At 63.4% G+C, this 15,629-nt stretch carries 14 protein-coding genes; 13 read left to right on the top strand and 1 reads right to left on the bottom strand.

Features of this window, described 5'->3' with window-relative positions; translation table 11 throughout:
* From BLT00_RS15250 to BLT00_RS15190, 13 genes are all read left to right on the top strand, one after another.
* A complete protein-coding gene (locus BLT00_RS15250; protein ID WP_046063509.1) occupies positions 1-1,023 on the top strand; it encodes a polysaccharide biosynthesis/export family protein in 1,023 nt (340 codons plus the stop codon).
* A 17-nt stretch (positions 1,024-1,040) separates the two neighbouring features.
* The gene (locus BLT00_RS15245; protein WP_092144332.1) at positions 1,041-2,633 is read left to right on the top strand and encodes a GumC family protein; all 1,593 of its coding nucleotides are present in this window, start codon (positions 1,041-1,043) and stop codon (positions 2,631-2,633) included.
* Positions 2,630-3,733 (top strand): glycosyltransferase family 4 protein, encoded by a 1,104-nt coding sequence (locus BLT00_RS15240; RefSeq protein WP_092144330.1) that lies wholly within the window; start codon positions 2,630-2,632, stop codon positions 3,731-3,733. Before BLT00_RS15245 ends, BLT00_RS15240 begins: the two co-directional genes overlap by 4 nt.
* Complete coding sequence (locus BLT00_RS15235) at positions 3,730-5,100, top strand: O-antigen ligase family protein (protein ID WP_092144328.1); 1,371 nt, start codon at positions 3,730-3,732, stop codon at positions 5,098-5,100. Before BLT00_RS15240 ends, BLT00_RS15235 begins: the two co-directional genes overlap by 4 nt.
* Positions 5,097-6,056: a glycosyltransferase gene (locus BLT00_RS15230; protein WP_092144327.1), complete on the top strand. Its 960-nt coding sequence runs from the start codon at positions 5,097-5,099 to the stop codon at positions 6,054-6,056. Before BLT00_RS15235 ends, BLT00_RS15230 begins: the two co-directional genes overlap by 4 nt.
* Entirely contained in the window at positions 6,049-7,185 is a 1,137-nt protein-coding gene (locus BLT00_RS15225; protein ID WP_092144325.1) for a glycosyltransferase family 2 protein, read from the top strand. Before BLT00_RS15230 ends, BLT00_RS15225 begins: the two co-directional genes overlap by 8 nt.
* 12 nt (positions 7,186-7,197) lie before the next feature.
* A complete protein-coding gene (locus BLT00_RS15220; protein ID WP_063320354.1) occupies positions 7,198-8,202 on the top strand; it encodes a polysaccharide deacetylase family protein in 1,005 nt (334 codons plus the stop codon).
* The gene (locus BLT00_RS15215; protein WP_092144323.1) at positions 8,199-9,503 is read left to right on the top strand and encodes a lipopolysaccharide biosynthesis protein; all 1,305 of its coding nucleotides are present in this window, start codon (positions 8,199-8,201) and stop codon (positions 9,501-9,503) included. The genes BLT00_RS15220 and BLT00_RS15215 overlap by 4 nt, the downstream gene beginning before the upstream one ends.
* Before the next feature lie 122 nt (positions 9,504-9,625).
* Complete coding sequence (locus tag BLT00_RS15210; protein ID WP_175456218.1) at positions 9,626-11,521, top strand: hypothetical protein; 1,896 nt, start codon at positions 9,626-9,628, stop codon at positions 11,519-11,521.
* Positions 11,518-12,207 carry a GNAT family N-acetyltransferase gene (locus BLT00_RS15205; protein WP_063320352.1) on the top strand — a complete coding sequence of 230 codons (690 nt, stop codon included), beginning with the start codon at positions 11,518-11,520 and terminating at the stop codon, positions 12,205-12,207. Before BLT00_RS15210 ends, BLT00_RS15205 begins: the two co-directional genes overlap by 4 nt.
* Positions 12,208-12,212: 5 nt before the next feature.
* The gene (locus tag BLT00_RS15200; RefSeq protein ID WP_092144319.1) at positions 12,213-13,388 is read left to right on the top strand and encodes a GNAT family N-acetyltransferase; all 1,176 of its coding nucleotides are present in this window, start codon (positions 12,213-12,215) and stop codon (positions 13,386-13,388) included.
* On the top strand, positions 13,360-14,154 hold the full coding sequence (locus BLT00_RS15195) for a ChbG/HpnK family deacetylase (RefSeq protein ID WP_092144317.1): 795 nt from the start codon (positions 13,360-13,362) through the stop codon (positions 14,152-14,154). The genes BLT00_RS15200 and BLT00_RS15195 overlap by 29 nt, the downstream gene beginning before the upstream one ends.
* A gap of 124 nt (positions 14,155-14,278) precedes the next feature.
* The gene (locus BLT00_RS15190; protein WP_092144313.1) at positions 14,279-15,217 is read left to right on the top strand and encodes an alpha/beta hydrolase; all 939 of its coding nucleotides are present in this window, start codon (positions 14,279-14,281) and stop codon (positions 15,215-15,217) included.
* Between the two features lie 148 nt (positions 15,218-15,365).
* On the opposite strand, the gene BLT00_RS15185 is transcribed toward BLT00_RS15190, so the two are convergent.
* Positions 15,366-15,629, bottom strand: a 264-nt coding sequence (locus BLT00_RS15185) for a group II intron maturase-specific domain-containing protein (RefSeq protein WP_305883203.1), incomplete at its 5' end; no start/stop codon positions are given.

Raw genomic sequence — 15,629 nt, 5'->3', positions numbered from 1 at the left:
ATGAACGCCAGAATGCTTGTCCTGCTGTTGCTGCCGCTTGCCGGTTGCTCCAGTACCAGCGATACCCGCTCGATGCCGGTGCAGATCCTCACGGCTGCGCCGGCCAATGCCCAGGCCACCGACATGCCGAAGGTCGAACAGACCTTGCGGCCCCAGGATGTGCTGGATGTGATATTCCACATCGGCACGACCTCCTCCCAGGCGTATCGAGTGCAACCGGGCGACCAGGTTGCCCTGAACTTCACCGCCGCCAGCCAGCTCAATGGCACGCAACAAGTGATGCCCGACGGCACCATCGAACTGCCGGGCGCCAACACTTCGGTGAAAGTCGCCGGATTGACCACCGACGAGGCGCGCCTGGCGGTGCAGCGTGCCTATGACCAGAAGATGCTGTTCCAACCCAATCGCAACCAATTGACCGTCCTGGTGACCAGCCCGCTCTCCGGCGAGGCGAACCTGCGCAACACCCTGACCCACCCGGCCACGGGCATGAGTCGGGAAATCATCGTGGGCCGGGATGGCTACGCCAGCTTCCCGGAAATTGGCTCGGTGCCGTTGCAAGGCATGACCGTCACCCAGCTGGAGACCTTCCTCAACGAGCGCTACGCCCAACTGCCCGGCCACATGACCGTGGATGTGCTGCTCAAGTCCACCGCCGGCAACGAGATCTATGTACTCGGTGAAGTGGCCCAACCCGGCGCCTATGCGATCCGCCGGCCGATCTCGGTTCTCGAAGCCCTGACCCTGGCCCGTGGCACGAACGTCAAGGCCCGGCTCGACTCGGTGATGATCATGCGCCGCAACGGCAACCAGGTCGAAGCCCGTCACTACGACGTGGAAAAGGCCTTGAGCGGCGACGCCTCGCAGATCGCCTACCTGCAGCCGGAGGACATGTTGTACGTGCCCAAGACCGGACTGGCCAAAGCCGGCGAAACGGCCAGGCAACTGGCCGACGTAGTGCTGTTCCAGGGCGTGGGGTTCGGCTTCGGCTACCGCGTCGACAACAAAGGCAGCGACAACTGAAACTCAGGTGACCGATCATGAACCCCAAGGAAAACTATCTGCACGAGTTCTTCAGGATCTTCTTCGCCAACAAGCAGTGGGTGAAGCGTATCTTCCTGATTTTCGCCGTGATCGCCCTGGTGCTGCCGTTGATGCTCAAGCAGAGCTTCGATATCACCGCCCAGGTGATCGTCCAGTCGAAAAAACTCTCCCAGGGCGACGCCACCACGTCGCTGAACCAGGAAAACGCGACCTTCATCCCGCCGTCCCTGGCGGACATGGAAACCGAAAGCAATATCCTGCGCTCGCCAGCGTTGATCCGGCAGACCATCAGCACCCTGCGCGACCGGGGCGAATACACGCCCAGCCCGGGCATCCTCAACAAATGGGTGAGCGAGCCGCTCAAGCGTTACATCACCCAGCCCCTGCGCGAGTACGTCATCAACCCGTTGCGCGATGGCCTGGGGCTGGAAGTCGATCCGGTGCGCGACACCGTGCTCGATACGCTGACCGACGAGGCCATCGAAAACCTGAAGATCGAGACCCTGCCCGGCTCCAACGTCATCTCCATCGTCTACAGTTTCGGCGACCCGGCCCAGGGCACCCGGTTCGTGGCGCAACTGCTGCAGAACTACCTCAGCAGCCGCCAGGACCTGCAATCGATCGAACTGCCGCAGACGTTCTATGAGCAGAAGAAAGCCCAGTACCAGACCCGTCTCGACGGCCTGGAAAGCAACCGGCTCGGGCTGCTTGAAAACATCGGATCGTCCGATCCCAAGGAAGAAGTCACCTTCCGCCTGAACGCCATCAATACCGAAGAGCAGGCCCTGAACCTGTACCAGGATCGCCTGCTGCAAAGCCAACGCTGGCTCGATTACCTCAAGACCAGTCTCGCGGCGGCGAACAGTTCGCGGTTCAACGACTACACCTTCCCGTTCACCTTCACCACCACCGTGGACAACATTGCCTTCGAAGACCGGGAAATCAGACAGTTGGGCGAGCAACTGACCAGCCAGGTCAGCCGCTACATGAATGACCTGGCGATCTTCCAGCCCGGCAGCGAACCGATGCTGCTGGCCCGGGAACAGATCGTCCGCACGCGCCAGCAGTTCCTGAAGGTGGTGAACAACCGCATTCAGGAACGCACCACCGATCTGGCGGTGGTCAGTTCGGTGATCAATCAGAAGATCGAACGCATCGCCGCCTTCAAGCAGCGTATCCATCAATTGCAGGAAACCCAGAGCAAGCTGCGGCAGATGGACACCGAGATCAACGCCCTGCATGCGGCCTTCTCCACCTACGCCCAGCGCTTCGCCGAAGCCAGCACCGCGCGTTCGCTGGACAACGACCTGTCCAACGCCCGGGTCCTGAGCCCGCCGTTCGAACCAACCGCTGCGGCCTTTCCCAAGCCGATGCTGATCATTGTCTTCGGCATGTTCAGCGGCCTGCTGCTGGCGATTGCCCTGGTCTATGTGCGTGAGTTCTTCGACCATCGCTTCAAGCACCCAGCACAAATCACCCAGCAACTGGATGTGCCGGTGCTGTTGGTCATCAACGAACAGTCCCCCGACAAGGTCAACCCGCACCGCAACTGGAGCCTGCCCAGCCTTGTCCATTGGGTGCGAAATTGAACGCGCCGTTCGGCCCGACCCGCCACAGCAGTCCCCTGTCGATCATTCATCTGCTCGACAGCGGCGGCTTCTATGGGGCCGAGCGGATGCTGCTCGATCATTGCCTGGCGACGCCTGGGCAGCACCAAGTGCTGTTCCTGGCGGCGCCCCCCACCTTGATCAAGCGTTTTCGCCAGGCCGGGGTCGATTGCCGTCATTGCGCCAGTTGGGCCGAGTTGTTGCAGCACTTGCGCCAGCGCCGGGACGAGCGGCCGCTGATCAACACCCACAACTTCAAGGGGCTGTTGTTCGGCTGGTCCGCCGCCACGCTGCTGGGCCTGCCGCTGGTGATTACCCAGCATGGCTTCACCCCACGAAGCCCCAAGCAGCGCTTCTATACCTGGCTGAGCCTGCAACTGTGCCGCACCGCCTCGGTCAAGCGGGTCGTCTGCGTGGCCGAGAGCATCGCCACGCTGCATCGCCGGGCCAGCGTGCAGGCGGAAAAACTCGACGTCATTCCCAACGGCCTGCCAGCGGCCAGCACGCCGCTGGCCCATCGCGCCGACAAGCAACGCTGGCGGGTCGGCTACGTCGGCCGCTTGAGCAGCGAGAAAGGTCCTGACCTGTTTCTCGACGCCATGATTCCGCTGTGCCAGAAGCATGCATCGCTGCACGCGGTGATGCTCGGCGACGGCCCTGAGCGCCAGGCGCTACTCAAGCGCATCACCGACGCCGGACTGCCCACGCGTATCGAATTGCCAGGCTACCAGACCGACATGAACGCCTGGTGGAGTCGCCTCGACGCCCTGGTGATCAGTTCGCGCACCGAAGGCACCCCGATGATTCTGCTCGAAGCCATGCAGGCCGGCGTGCCGGTGGTGGCGTTCGGCGTCGGCGGCATTCCCGACGTATTGCAGGACCGTCATAACGGCCTGCTCGCGGCACCGGCCAACAGCGCGGAACTGGCAGCGCAGATCGAAACACTGTTCAGCGAACCGCCCCTGGCGCGGATCCTGGCCGATAACGCACGCCGTACCCAACGGGACCGCTACGACCTGCGCACGCTGGCCGAATGCTGGTCGCAGCTTTACATCCGCACGGCACGGGAGGCTCGCTCATGATTGTCCCGCTCTCGATCGTCAGCCTGCTGGGCCTTGTGTGCCTGGCGTTGCTGGCCAGCCCTTATCCGTTCCTGGCACCGGGCGCGGTGCTCGGCCTGGTCGGCGTCGCCCTGCTGTACCGCAAGCCCGGCTGGGGTTTGCTGGGCATTGCCGCGCTGGTGCCATTCGAAGGCCTGTTCAAGGACAGCGCGTTTTCCGGCAGCAAGTTCCTTGGCCTGGCGCTGATCCTGATCTTGATGCTGCAACTGGCGGTGCACCAGATTCCCGCGACACGCCTGCGCAGCAATATCTGGCGGCCACTGATCGGCTTCATGGTGCTCTATGGCCTGAGTCTGTTGCTCTCGGAAAACATGGACCTGTCCCTGACCCACCTGCGAGAGCTGACGGTGGGGCTGATTCTCTTCGTGATCACCCTGCTGATCGGTCGCGAACTGAACCTGGACCTGTTCGCCCGCCTGATGACGGTGAGCGTCTCCACCACGTGCGTGCTCGCCATGTTCTCGGCCCAATATCAGGATCAGGGCCGCGCTTCCGGCCTGCTGGAAGACCCCAACGTCTTTGCCCTGTTGATTGCGTTCACCGTACCGCTGGCCTTGTGGCTGGTGCTGCGCAGTCCGAACCTGTTGCACCGATTGTTCTGGAGCGCAGGGTTCATCCTGTTGCTCGGTGGCATGACCAAGACCGAGTCGCGCTCCGGACTGGTGGTGCTGTTGCTCAGCCTGATGATCGGGCTGTATCACTACCGCGCGCAGTTGCCGCGTATCCGCCCACGGCACCTGGGTTTCGCCATGCTCGGGCTGGCGATCATCATTCCCCTGGCAATCGCCGTGATGCCGGCCGGCTACGTCGCCCGCATCCAGTCATTGAGCATCCTCAGTGCCGGCGCCAGCGCCCACAAGGACGAGTCCCTGGGCCGCCGCGCCTCGTACATCCTGGTAGGCAGCCAGATGATCCGCGAGAACCCGATACTCGGGTCAGGGCCCGGAACCTTTCCCCTGCACTACGCGCCCACCGGCTATGCCAAGGCGTTCTCGGCCAACCGCAAGCTGGGGGATCTGTATCGCCGGGCCCATAACACCTACCTGGAAATCTTCAGCGAAATCGGCGTGCCGGGCGGGCTGATGTTCGTCGGCATGATTGGCCTTGGCCTGTACAACCTGCTGCATGCCCGACGCCTCTGGCTGCAACGCCGGGACTGGGCGCAAGCCGACCTGCTGACGCACCTGGGCATGAGTTTCCTTTCGCTGGCGTTGTTCCTGATGTTTCTCAGTGCGCCGAACCACAAGTTGCTGTGGATCATGCTCGCCCTCACCAGCGTGTTGCGCTACGACGCCGAACGGGCCGCGCCACTGGAGGCTCGCCCATGAGCCGGGTCAGCATTGTGATCCCGATGTACAACGAGGCGCGTCACATCGGCCGCACGCTGTTGGCTGCGCAGGAAGCCGCGCGCCAGGCGCAGCTGGAGTGCGAATTGATCGTGGTGGACAACGGTTCCGACGACGCTGGCCCGCGCATCGCCAATGAGTTGGGCGCGCGGGTGCTGATCGTACCCGGCGTGCACATCGGCGCCCTGCGCAACCGCGGTGCCGCCGTCGCCAGCGGCGACTGGCTGGCGTTCATCGACGCCGACATCGAAATGCCGGCCGACTGGCTCAAGCTGTTGCTGGAGCTCGAAGGCCACCAGGGCGATGTGCTGGGCCTGGACCTGGACACGCCCCGGCAGGCGCCGTGGTTCGCCGAAGCCTGGCAGCGCCGCAGCCAACGCCCGGCATCACGTCTCCTGCATCGGGTGCAGTGGCTGCCCAGCGCCAACCTGTTGATGCGCCGCAGTTGGTTCGAACGGGTCGGCGGCTTCGACGAGAGCCTGCGCACCGGTGAAGACAAGGACTTCTCCTGGCGCCTGCGCCAGGCCGGAGCGCAGCTGTTGCTGGTCAATGAAAGCGTGGCCTTGCATTGGGGCTACGAAGGCAGTTGGCGCGAGTGGATGAGCAAGGAGCTGTGGCGCCAGGGCAGTCATTTGCAGCTGCTGCGCAGCCATGGTCCGAGCCTGCGCCTGCTGCGCTTCCCGGCGCTGTCCATTGGCGCCTGGGGCTTGGATTTGCTGACGTTGGTGGCGCTGCTGCAGGGGCAGCTGCGTCTGGCGCTGATGCTGATGCTGATCACCTCGCTGCCGGCCTTGTTCCTCAGCCTGCGCCAGAGTCGGCGCGACCTGCGCCTGACGCTTCAACTGTGGGCCTTGCATGGGGTGCGCCTGCACCTGACCGGTGCCGCACTGCTGCTCAATCTGTGTCATTGGAATGCCAGGAGACCTGCCCGTGGCTGAATTCATTTACTGGTCGTGCCTGTTGCTGCCGGTGTACGCCTACCTCGGTTATCCCTTGATGTTGAGCCTGCTGGCGCCGCTGTTTCCGGTGCGGCGCTACGGCAAGGCGCTTCCGATGGACGTGAGCATCGTCATTGCCGCCCACAACGAGGCACGGCACATTGAGGACAAGTTGCGCACCTTGCTGGCCCAGGATTATCGGGCCCATTCATTGCGAATCATCCTCGCCAGCGACGGCTCCACCGACGACACGGTGGCCTGCGCACGCAAGGTGATCGACCCGCGCATCACCGTGCTCGACCTGCCGCGCCAAGGCAAGGCTGCCGCCCTCAATACCGGTGTCGCCCACAGCCACGGCGAGATCCTGGTGTTCACCGACGCCGATAACCAATGGGCCAACGACACCCTCAGCCATCTGCTGGCGCCCTTGGGCGATCCAGAAGTCGGCGCCTGCGCCGGGCACATGGAAATCCCGGTGCCGGGCAAGGGCCTGAGCCTGGGCGACAGCCTGTATCGCCATTACGAAGGCTGGTTGCGTCGGGTGGAGAGTCGCACCGGTTGCATGGTCTCGGCCGACGGCGCGCTGTTGGCCCTGCGCCGGGTGCTGTTCCAACCGATACCGGCCCAGGTCAACGATGACTTTTTCCTCAGCACCTGCGCGCCAGCTGCCGGCAAGTCCATCGTCTATGCCCCCATGGCCCGGGTGACCGACCAGGGCGTGGACGAAGCCGACAAGCAATTTCGCCGACGCCAGCGGGTCACCGTTGGCGGGTTGCAGAGCCTGGCTCAGCGCCGGGAACTGCTCAACCCACTGCGCCATGGGCTCTACGCCATCGGCTTGATCAGCCACAAGTTGATCCGCCGCCTGGCGCCGGTGTTGCTGCTGCCGCTCTTGCTGAGCAATGCCTGGCTGTGGAACGACCATCCGTTCTATCGCCTGAGCCTGGTGGCGCAACTGCTCGGTTACGCCATGGCGCTGATCGGATTGATGGACGCGCGCCACCGCCTGCCCCGGCCCTTTCGCCTGGCCGCATTCGTGCTGGTGACGCTGGCGGGCATGAGCATCGGGCTCTGGCAGTTCCTGCGGGGCCAGCGCTACAGCCAGTGGAACCCCGAACAGAACCGCTGAGGAGGACGGCCCATGTCAATCAAACAAGTCTTCAAGCGCACCGGCGGCTGGCTGTACCTGAACACGTCCCTGGGCCGCCACCCCCTGCGTGGCGCCGGCGTGATCCTGATGCTCCATCGTGTACTGAACAACGACCGCGCCGCCGAACTGCCCCACCGCAACGAACTGTGCGTGGGGCCCGAAGCGTTTGAACATTTGCTGATCTGGCTGCTACGGCATTTCGAGTGCGTGCCGCTGATGACCTTGTTGCTGGCCGATCCCGAAACCGTTCCGAACCGTCCGCGAGTGGCCCTGACCTTCGACGACGGTTGGCGCGACAATGCCATGAACGCCTTTCCGTTGCTGCGCCAATACCAGGTGCCGGCAAGTATTTTCCTCTCCACCGATTTCATCGGCAGTCGCCAGCACTTCTGGTGGGAAAGCATCGGCGAAACCCTCTGGGGCAGCCATGGCCAGGTGGCACGGCGCTCATTGATCGAGCACTTGCAGCACGTCGGTCGACCGTTACCGGTGCTGCTCGATGACATCGACGACGAGCGCCGCAGCCTGGCGCTGCTGCATTACCTGCAAAGCCTCAAGAGTCTCGATACCCACACGCTGAGCGACCTCACCGACGCCTGCCCCCAGGGTTCCCAGCCCCAGGCCCTGGACTGGCCCCAGGTGCGCATGCTCGAAGATTCCGGGCTGATCCGCTTCGGTCCCCATGGCGCCAGCCACGCGATCCTGACCGGGCTGGATGACCAGCGCCTGCACGAAGAACTGACGCGCAGCTGGATCGCCCTGGAAAACGGCTGTGCCCATCCGTTGCCGGTGTATTGCTACCCCAACGGCGATCACGATGCCCGGGTGCGCCAACAGGTGGCGGCCCATGGGTTTGCCTTCGCCCTCGGCACCGAGGCGGGGCTGTATCGCAACGACGGTGACCCGCTGAACCTGCCGCGCTTCGGCGTCAGTCAGAGCAATGCCCATCACCCTGAATTGCTGGCCTGGCGCATTCGCCGCGGGACACGCCCATGAGCCGCGCTCATTACCTCAAGCACTTGGCACTGAGCATGGGCACGCGCCTGGCGATGATCGGCCTGCGCCTGGTGCGCAATGTGCTGCTGGCGCGGATTCTCGGGCCCAGCGAACGCGGGCTGTTTGCCTTGCTCAGCACCCTGCCGGACCTGATCAGCGCCGCCACCAGCGGTGGGCTGAATGGCGCCGTGGGTTATCAGGCGGCGCAGCAGCGCTCGATGGGGTTGTTGCTCAGCCAGGTGCTGGTCTTCGGCTGCCTGTTGGCCGGCTTGCTGACCTTGCTGGTGGTGGCGTTGGTACGCGAGTTCGGCGGCGAGCTGGACATCACCACGCAATTGGGATTGCTCGCCTGGCTGCTGTTGCTGGCCGTGCCGTTGACCGTGCTCAAGAGCGGTCTGCTGACGCTGCACAACGCCTCCGGCGGCGTGGGTGCCTTCAATGCCTTGCGCCTGATGGAATCCCTGGCGCCACTGGTGCTGTTCCTGGTGTTGTTCTGGATGTGGAAAGATGCGGCCCTGGAAGCGGCGCTGATCAGTTGGCTGGCGGGCCTGAGTCTGGTGGTACTGGCCGGCTGGATGTGGTTGCGTCGCGATCATGTGGTGACCCTGCGCTGGGATCGCACCCATCAGAACGAACTGCTGCGCTACGGCGCCCGCAGCCATCCGGACCTGCTGTTCCAGCAAGTGCTGCTGCGCTCGGACTTCCTGTTCATCGGTGCCCTGCTGGGCAGCACGGCCCTGGGTCACTACGCCATGGCCAGCGCCGCCGCCGAATTGCTGCTGATCGTGCCAGAAGCCGTCACCACGCCGCTGATGAAACGCCTGTTGCAGCAGGACCGCGACATGCAGCGCCTGACGCCCCTGGCCTTGCGCCTGACCGCCACGGTGATGCTCGGCGCCTGCCTGAGCATGGCGCTGATCGGCCAATGGCTGATCGTCACCCTGTTCGGCGCCGCCTACCAGCCGGCTTATCCCGCCTTGCTGGCGCTGCTGCCGGGGCTGTTCGGGCTGTGCTACGCGAGCATCCTGCGCCTGGACCTGCTGGGCAAGGACCGCCCCGGCACGGTTTCGCTGCTGATGGGCGTGGGCGCGCTGCTGAACCTGGCGCTGAACCTGATCCTGATTCCCCGCTACGGCATCGTCGGGGCCGCCGCCGCGTCTTCAATCGCCTACCTGGGCGTGACCGTGGCGCTGCTGGCCATGTACTGCCGCCTCAGCGGCGTGGCGCTGTGGCAGACACTGATCATCCTGCCCAGCGACTTGCTGCCGATGCGCCAGATGCTGTTGGGGAAATCGACATGAGTGTGGTTGCCTGCCAAACCGCCATTGCGAATAAGCTCGCGATCGGGCCAGTGCAGCATTGGTGGAAAGTGGCTGCAGGCCTGTGCCTTTGGAGCCTGGCCTTTTTGGCCCAGGGCGCGGTGATGCAATGGACCGGCATCCGCGACGGCAGCCTGTACCTGCAGACCGACCGCCCGGATTACGTGACTGTGCGCTGGGTACCAGCCTGGCAGGCCAACGCCAATAGTGAGCACCTGTACCTGCTCAACGGCCAGGGGCGACTGGTGGGTACGCGCTTGATCAAGGCCGCCCAGGAACGTGGCGAGCAGCAGTGGCCCTTGCTGCCGGGGGCCGCCAGCTATCGACTGGAAATTCCCGGCTACAGTTTCCGTCGCTACACCGTCGAGCACGACGCCCATACCCAAGCGATGTTCGCTCCGGCCAAGGTGCATTTCAGCGCTGAAACCCATGACGGCGATGAGTTGTACTTCAAGGTCGCCCCCGGTGAGCAAGCCATGCTCGCGGGCAAGTTCCACGGCGGTGTGCGCAGCCTGCAAGCCCGTCGCGTCGCCGATGGCAAACAGCTGCAATTGAACCTCAAGCCATACCCGGCCTATTGGCAGTTCGACCAGGTCGCCCTGCCCGTTGCCAACGTCGAGCAAACCTGGCGCTTGCAGTTGCAGGGCAACGGCAAGGCGGCGTTCTGGCTGGACGGCACGGCGAACCTGTTCGCCCAGACCGCCGAGCATCTGCACCCGCTGCGCCAGGACCCGGGGCAAGCGCACCTGAAACTCTATGGCGATGTCCTGGGAACAACTCCGAAACTGGGTATGTCCCTGCCCTACGCCATGCCCCCGCCCTCCGCTTATCCGGTAATCGATGCCCTCAAGCCCCAGGCCGCCACTTATTACAGTTTTGTCGACGTTACCGCTGCCAAGCCGGACCATGAAGATGGGTTCCGGCGCCTGTACCAGGACCGCTTCGGCATCACCCGGGACATCACCCTGCTGGCCGGTAGCGCACGCAAGGCCGACCTGCAGGCCGACCGCGTCAGCAACAGCGGCTTGCAGGCCTGGCTCAAGTCGACCCGCGCCATGGGCGGCAAAGGTATCCACTACCTCAGTTTCGCCGATGAGCCGAACCTCAACTACCCGGATTTCGCCAGTTTCAAGCAGGTGTTCGAGAGCATGGCCAGTCAGGTTCGCGCCGTCCCCGCCAACGCCCGCGCCGGGGTGCGCATTGCCATACCGGCCAGCTCCCGGTTCACCAATGGTCCCCTGGCGGAAAACGCCGCTGACCGGCGCGGGATCGACTGGGCGCGACGCTTGCTGGCCGAATCCAGTGACCAGATCGACGCCTTGGCCTGGCATGAATGGATGATCCGCGACCTGCTGGCGACCCGGGTCTATCGCAACAGCGTGCGCCGCGCCGCGAATCTGGTGGGCCTGGACAGCAAGGGCCGGCCGAACAAAGCCTTGCTGCTGGACCAGACCAACATGTCCAGCGGCTCGAGCCTGAGCCCCTACGACCAGGAAACCCATTACGCCGCCCTGTGGTGGACGTCCGTGGTGATCAACGCCTCGGCGGACGGTTGGCTGGACATGCTCAACTGGTTCCAGTCCGCCGACGAACCGGAGTACCCAAAAGGCATGGTGCGAGTGCTGGACAACCAGCGCTTGGAACTCAAGCCGGTGGGCCTGGCCCAGCAATTCATCCAAGCGCATTGGCTCGAACAGGTGTTACGCCTGGATAACGACGCCTTCGAAGTCGACGTACTGGCCATGGCCACCGACGCAAGACGCAGCCTGCTGGGCGTAAACAAAAGCACGCGCCTGCAACAGGTCAGCCTGGACGGCGTGCCCTGCCCCCAGGCGAAAGCCGAGTTGGCGTATTTCGGCCCCGACAACCATAGCCGCAGCGCCCCGTTCAATTGCGAGGCCGGGCAAATCCACTTTCTCCTGCCAGGAGAAACCCTGTTTGCCCTGAGCTGGACCGCTTCCGTTTCCCCCCACCCCACCACCCGTCAGGAGGCACCATGAACGTTCTGCAGAAATTGCGTGATCGCATCCAGAAAAAAGGCCTGCGCGCCGTCCTCAAACAGCTGTTCAGACGCTACGTGTTTCTCCACTCGCAACTGGTATGGCTGGAGCACGATGTGCGGACCCCACTGCCCCCGCATAATCTCAAGGCCTACCCGCCGATGCGCCTGGAGTTCATCACAGTCAACAATGCCGACGCTTTTGCCCGGTATTTCGGCGACCGCGTCAAAACCATGCACGAGCTGGCCGCCGAAGGCTACACAGGCTTGATGTACCTGGACGGTCAAGGCGACACCGTGGGGTTCGCCTGGGGCAGCACGCGAGACTATTTCGACCGTCATTTCTATCGCTGCAACTTCCCGATCAACCCCGGCGAATACTTTCAGTTCGGCGGCGAGATGACCCGCGCCTACTGGGGCTCCGGGATGTCGGCGGACATGCAGCTGGAGATGTGGAAAGTCATGGCGGACAAAGGCTGCGACACCATGGTCGATGTCTGCGACATAGAGAACATCCCAGCGATCAAGATGCATATACGCATGGGCTTCCAGGAACGCGGCAAGATCACCCATGTGTATCGCCTGTTCGGTCGCTGGCGTTTTTTCCGCGACACGCTTTACAACGGCTCGGCACTGGACGCCTTCCGTAAACCGGCCCAGCCGGTTGCATCGACTGCAGCGGCCTGACGCCCATGGCGATCCGGTTCCAATGGTGTCGCTCCCTGGGCGCCGAGGACTTTCCCATAACGGCCTATGACCAGCTGCGAACCCAGGTGCCCGACGCTACGCCCTTCAACACCCTGGCCTGGTTGCAAGCGGCGGAGTTCGCCCTGCTGCCGGAGCAGCAGTTACAGGTTTTGCTGGGCTGGGAAGACCAGGCGCTGTGCCTGTGCCTGCCCCTGGTATCGGGGCGTGAGCGTATCGGCGGGCTGCGGTTCCGGGTGTTGCATCACTTGGGTTATCCATTGGCCGACCGCATCGCCTTGATGATGCGCCTGGACGCCGAAGGCATGGGACAGGCGCTGATGCAGATCCGTCAGCACTTGCCCCACGCGCTGCTGCAATTGAACGAGGTGATCGAGCCGGTCGGTGAGCAAAGCGTCCTCAGTGCCTGGATGACACTGAGTTCCACCGGAGAACGACGCCTGAGTTGCCGGGTGCCGGTGCATTTGATCAGCGACAGCGACCATCAGGAAATCTCTGGCGACCCACGCTACAAATTGCGCCGCGCACGCAAGCGAATCGCCGCCTGTGGCGCCGAGATCCGCCGGGTGAAACCGGATGCCATCAGCATGGGGCAGTTGTTGCGCAACCTAGCCGAGGTCGAGGCGGCCAGTTGGAAAGGCGAGGAAGGCGTCGGCATCTTCGCCGACCCCAGGCGCCGGCAATGGATGAACCACGCCTTCACCGCCCTCGCCGCCCAAGGCCTGGTGCGGGTGGTGATGCTGGAGCTGAACGGCGAATGCATCAGCTATCGCCTCGGTTTACTGGATCAGGGACGGCTGTATGACTACAACCTGGCGTTCCTGCCGCAGCATGCCGACCTAGGCAGCGGCCGGGTATTGCTCGAAGAGTGGATTCGCTGGGGGCTGGACGAGAACTGGCACTGGATCGATGCCTCGCGCGTCAGCCTGGAGAACTCCAGCCATCAGCTACACGAACGCATGACTGGCCAACTGGAACACTGGCGCTGGAGTTTTTACTCCTGGCAGCCCGGTGGCTTGCTGCTGGGGTTTGCCTTGCGGCTATGGAAAAGCTTGAAGCCATGGTTCGGCAAACGCCGGAGCAAACCGACCGCGACGACGGCATCGTCCCCTCCAAAGAACCAGGAGAAGACGGATGCCGCGCCAAGTGATCGTCAACGCTGACGACTTCGGCCTCAGCCTCAGCGAAAACGCGCTGATCCTGCGGGCCTTCGAGACCGGAGTGATCAGTTCTACCACGGCCATGGCCAACATGCCGGGTTTCGGTCAGGCGTGTGAAATGGCCCGGCAACCGTTGCTCAACGGCCACGTTGGCTTGCATTTCAACCTCAGCTACGGCCTGCCGCTGGGCCAGGCGATCACCTCACGAGCGGTTTTTTGCGACGCCAGTGGCCAGTTCGACCTGAATCTGTCGCGTTATTGCCTGCGCCTGGGCTCAAAGGATCTGGCGGCAGTGGAAGATGAACTGCAAGCGCAATGGCAACACTGCCTGGACCACGGCCTGCGACCCAGCCATCTCGATTCCCATCAACATGTGCACAACATCTGGCCCATCGGCGAACTGGTGGCCCGCTTCGCCGCCAGGCAAGGCGTGCCCATACGCCTGGCGCGCAACCTGGGGGCAAACTTGAACCTGCCCAAACGCATCTTCAAGACCCTGCTCAACCGGCGCATGCGCAGCCTGTGCGGCGCGACAGCGGACTACGTCTGCACCCCAGCCGACCTGGACCACGCCGCGCCACCGGCATATGGCTCGCTTGAGGTCATCGTGCATCCGATGCAATTGGACGGGGATTTTGGCGATGCCAGCTTGAGGCCAGGCGAGTCGTTGACCCAAGTACTGCACAAGCGCCTGGCGGGCGTGCCCAAGGTCGCAAACGGTCGGAACGCACGGGTGTTGACGATGGTTGAGTACGGGGATGTGCACTGACAGGGACGCGGTGTTTACCTGTGGCAGGGCGTTTGCTACCTCGCCACGGCCGTCCGAAATCCCTGCGCCGCTTCCGGAGAATCTGCTACAAGGCATCTTCTGTTTCGAGTAGCGAATTGCGTCGATGCCTTTACCTTTATTCTCTCGCCTTCGGCGGCGCTGGCTGGCCTTCCTTGTCATGAGCGCAATGGTGGTCGGGCTGCCGGTGGGCTGTACAGTGCTGCAGCATAAGGAACGCGAGCTGGTCTTTCGCATCGAGCCGGGGACAGCGAGCTGGTTCAGTGGGCTTCCCAGTGGCGTGCAGGAATTCGATCTCAAGCCCAAGAGTTTCAAGGCCGGGGAAAATATCCACGGCTGGTGGTGGCCGGCCGAACGCAAGAACGCACCGGCGATCCTGTACTTGCACGGTGTGCGTTGGAATTTGACCGGCCAGTTGTTTCGTATCCAGCAACTGAGGGCCCTGGGTTATTCGGTGCTGGCTATCGATTATCGTGGCTTTGGCAAAAGCCATGGGGATCTGCCGTCGGAAGCCAGCGTCTATGAGGATGCACGCATCGCTTGGGAACGCCTCAAGGTACTGCAACCGGACCCGGCCCTGCGGCTGATCTACGGTCATTCTCTGGGCGGTGCCGTCGCGGTGGACCTCGCTGCGCAGTTGGGCCAGGAGGCCGCGAAGAATGGCGCTGCCCAGGTCCGCGGCCTGATCATCGAATCCACGTTCACCTCCCTGGGCGATGTCGCCACCGCGATGGCAAATACGTCCCTGCCGGTGAGCTGGTTGTTGTCGCAGAAATTCGACTCCATCGACAAAATCGGCGAGATCAACATGCCGCTGCTGGTGGTCCATGGCTCTGCCGATCGTTACGTCCCGCCGCGCTTCAGCGAGCAACTGTTCAACGCCGCCCGGGAGCCCAAGCACCTGCTGCTGGTGCCGGGGGCGACGCATAACAACAGCATGAGCCTGGCGGGCAAAAACTACGGGCAGGCATTGAATGCCCTGATGAAAAGCCCACCATCGCCCGTGGCCGGAAACGCCTTGGCCAGCCCGGCCAAAGCGGGTTGATCACTCGCCCTTCAGATCACCACAATCCCCAGTGGGAGCCGAGCTTGCTCGCGATAGCGGTGCAAGCGCACGATCGAGTAGGAGGCGGATTTGCATCCGCCGTCCTCTCACACCACCGTACGTACGGTTCCGTATACGGCGGTTCAGGTTATGCAGATAAGCCGTTGATCGTGTCCAGTATCGAGACCAGTCCGAGTTGGTTCCACAGTTTCTTCGGCAGCGCCTGATTCATATGCGACGCCCCCGAGTTCCACCATGGGCCGCGGCCATTCGACGTTGACTTGCAGGCACGAGCTTCGCCAAGCCCCAAGCGCATTAAGTTGCGCGCCCTCGTCGAGGGCTGCTTCCATTGGCGCCAGATGGCACACCGAAGCTTACGTCGCACCCATCCGTCCAACTCCTCAAGTGGCTT

Origin of the sequence: Pseudomonas sp. NFACC51, assembly GCF_900103575.1 — a bacterium.
GTDB lineage: Bacteria > Pseudomonadota > Gammaproteobacteria > Pseudomonadales > Pseudomonadaceae > Aquipseudomonas > Aquipseudomonas fluorescens_Q.
Note: the sequence above shows the minus strand (reverse complement) of the source record. Positions and strands in the feature narration are given on the sequence as shown.

Bases quoted from the DNA above. Each gene is read 5' to 3' on its own strand.
- BLT00_RS15250 (WP_046063509.1), top strand. From the start codon at position 1: ATGAACGCCAGAATGCTTGTCCTGCTGTTGCTGCCGCTTGCCGGTTGC.
- BLT00_RS15245 (WP_092144332.1), top strand. From the start codon at position 1,041: ATGAACCCCAAGGAAAACTATCTGCACGAGTTCTTCAGGATCTTCTTC.
- BLT00_RS15235 (WP_092144328.1), top strand. From the start codon at position 3,730: ATGATTGTCCCGCTCTCGATCGTCAGCCTGCTGGGCCTTGTGTGCCTG.
- BLT00_RS15230 (WP_092144327.1), top strand. From the start codon at position 5,097: ATGAGCCGGGTCAGCATTGTGATCCCGATGTACAACGAGGCGCGTCAC.
- BLT00_RS15220 (WP_063320354.1), top strand. From the start codon at position 7,198: ATGTCAATCAAACAAGTCTTCAAGCGCACCGGCGGCTGGCTGTACCTG.
- BLT00_RS15215 (WP_092144323.1), top strand. From the start codon at position 8,199: ATGAGCCGCGCTCATTACCTCAAGCACTTGGCACTGAGCATGGGCACG.
- BLT00_RS15210 (WP_175456218.1), top strand. From the start codon at position 9,626: ATGCAATGGACCGGCATCCGCGACGGCAGCCTGTACCTGCAGACCGAC.
- BLT00_RS15205 (WP_063320352.1), top strand. From the start codon at position 11,518: ATGAACGTTCTGCAGAAATTGCGTGATCGCATCCAGAAAAAAGGCCTG.
- BLT00_RS15200 (WP_092144319.1), top strand. From the start codon at position 12,213: ATGGCGATCCGGTTCCAATGGTGTCGCTCCCTGGGCGCCGAGGACTTT.
- BLT00_RS15195 (WP_092144317.1), top strand. From the start codon at position 13,360: ATGCCGCGCCAAGTGATCGTCAACGCTGACGACTTCGGCCTCAGCCTC.
- BLT00_RS15190 (WP_092144313.1), top strand. From the start codon at position 14,279: ATGCCTTTACCTTTATTCTCTCGCCTTCGGCGGCGCTGGCTGGCCTTC.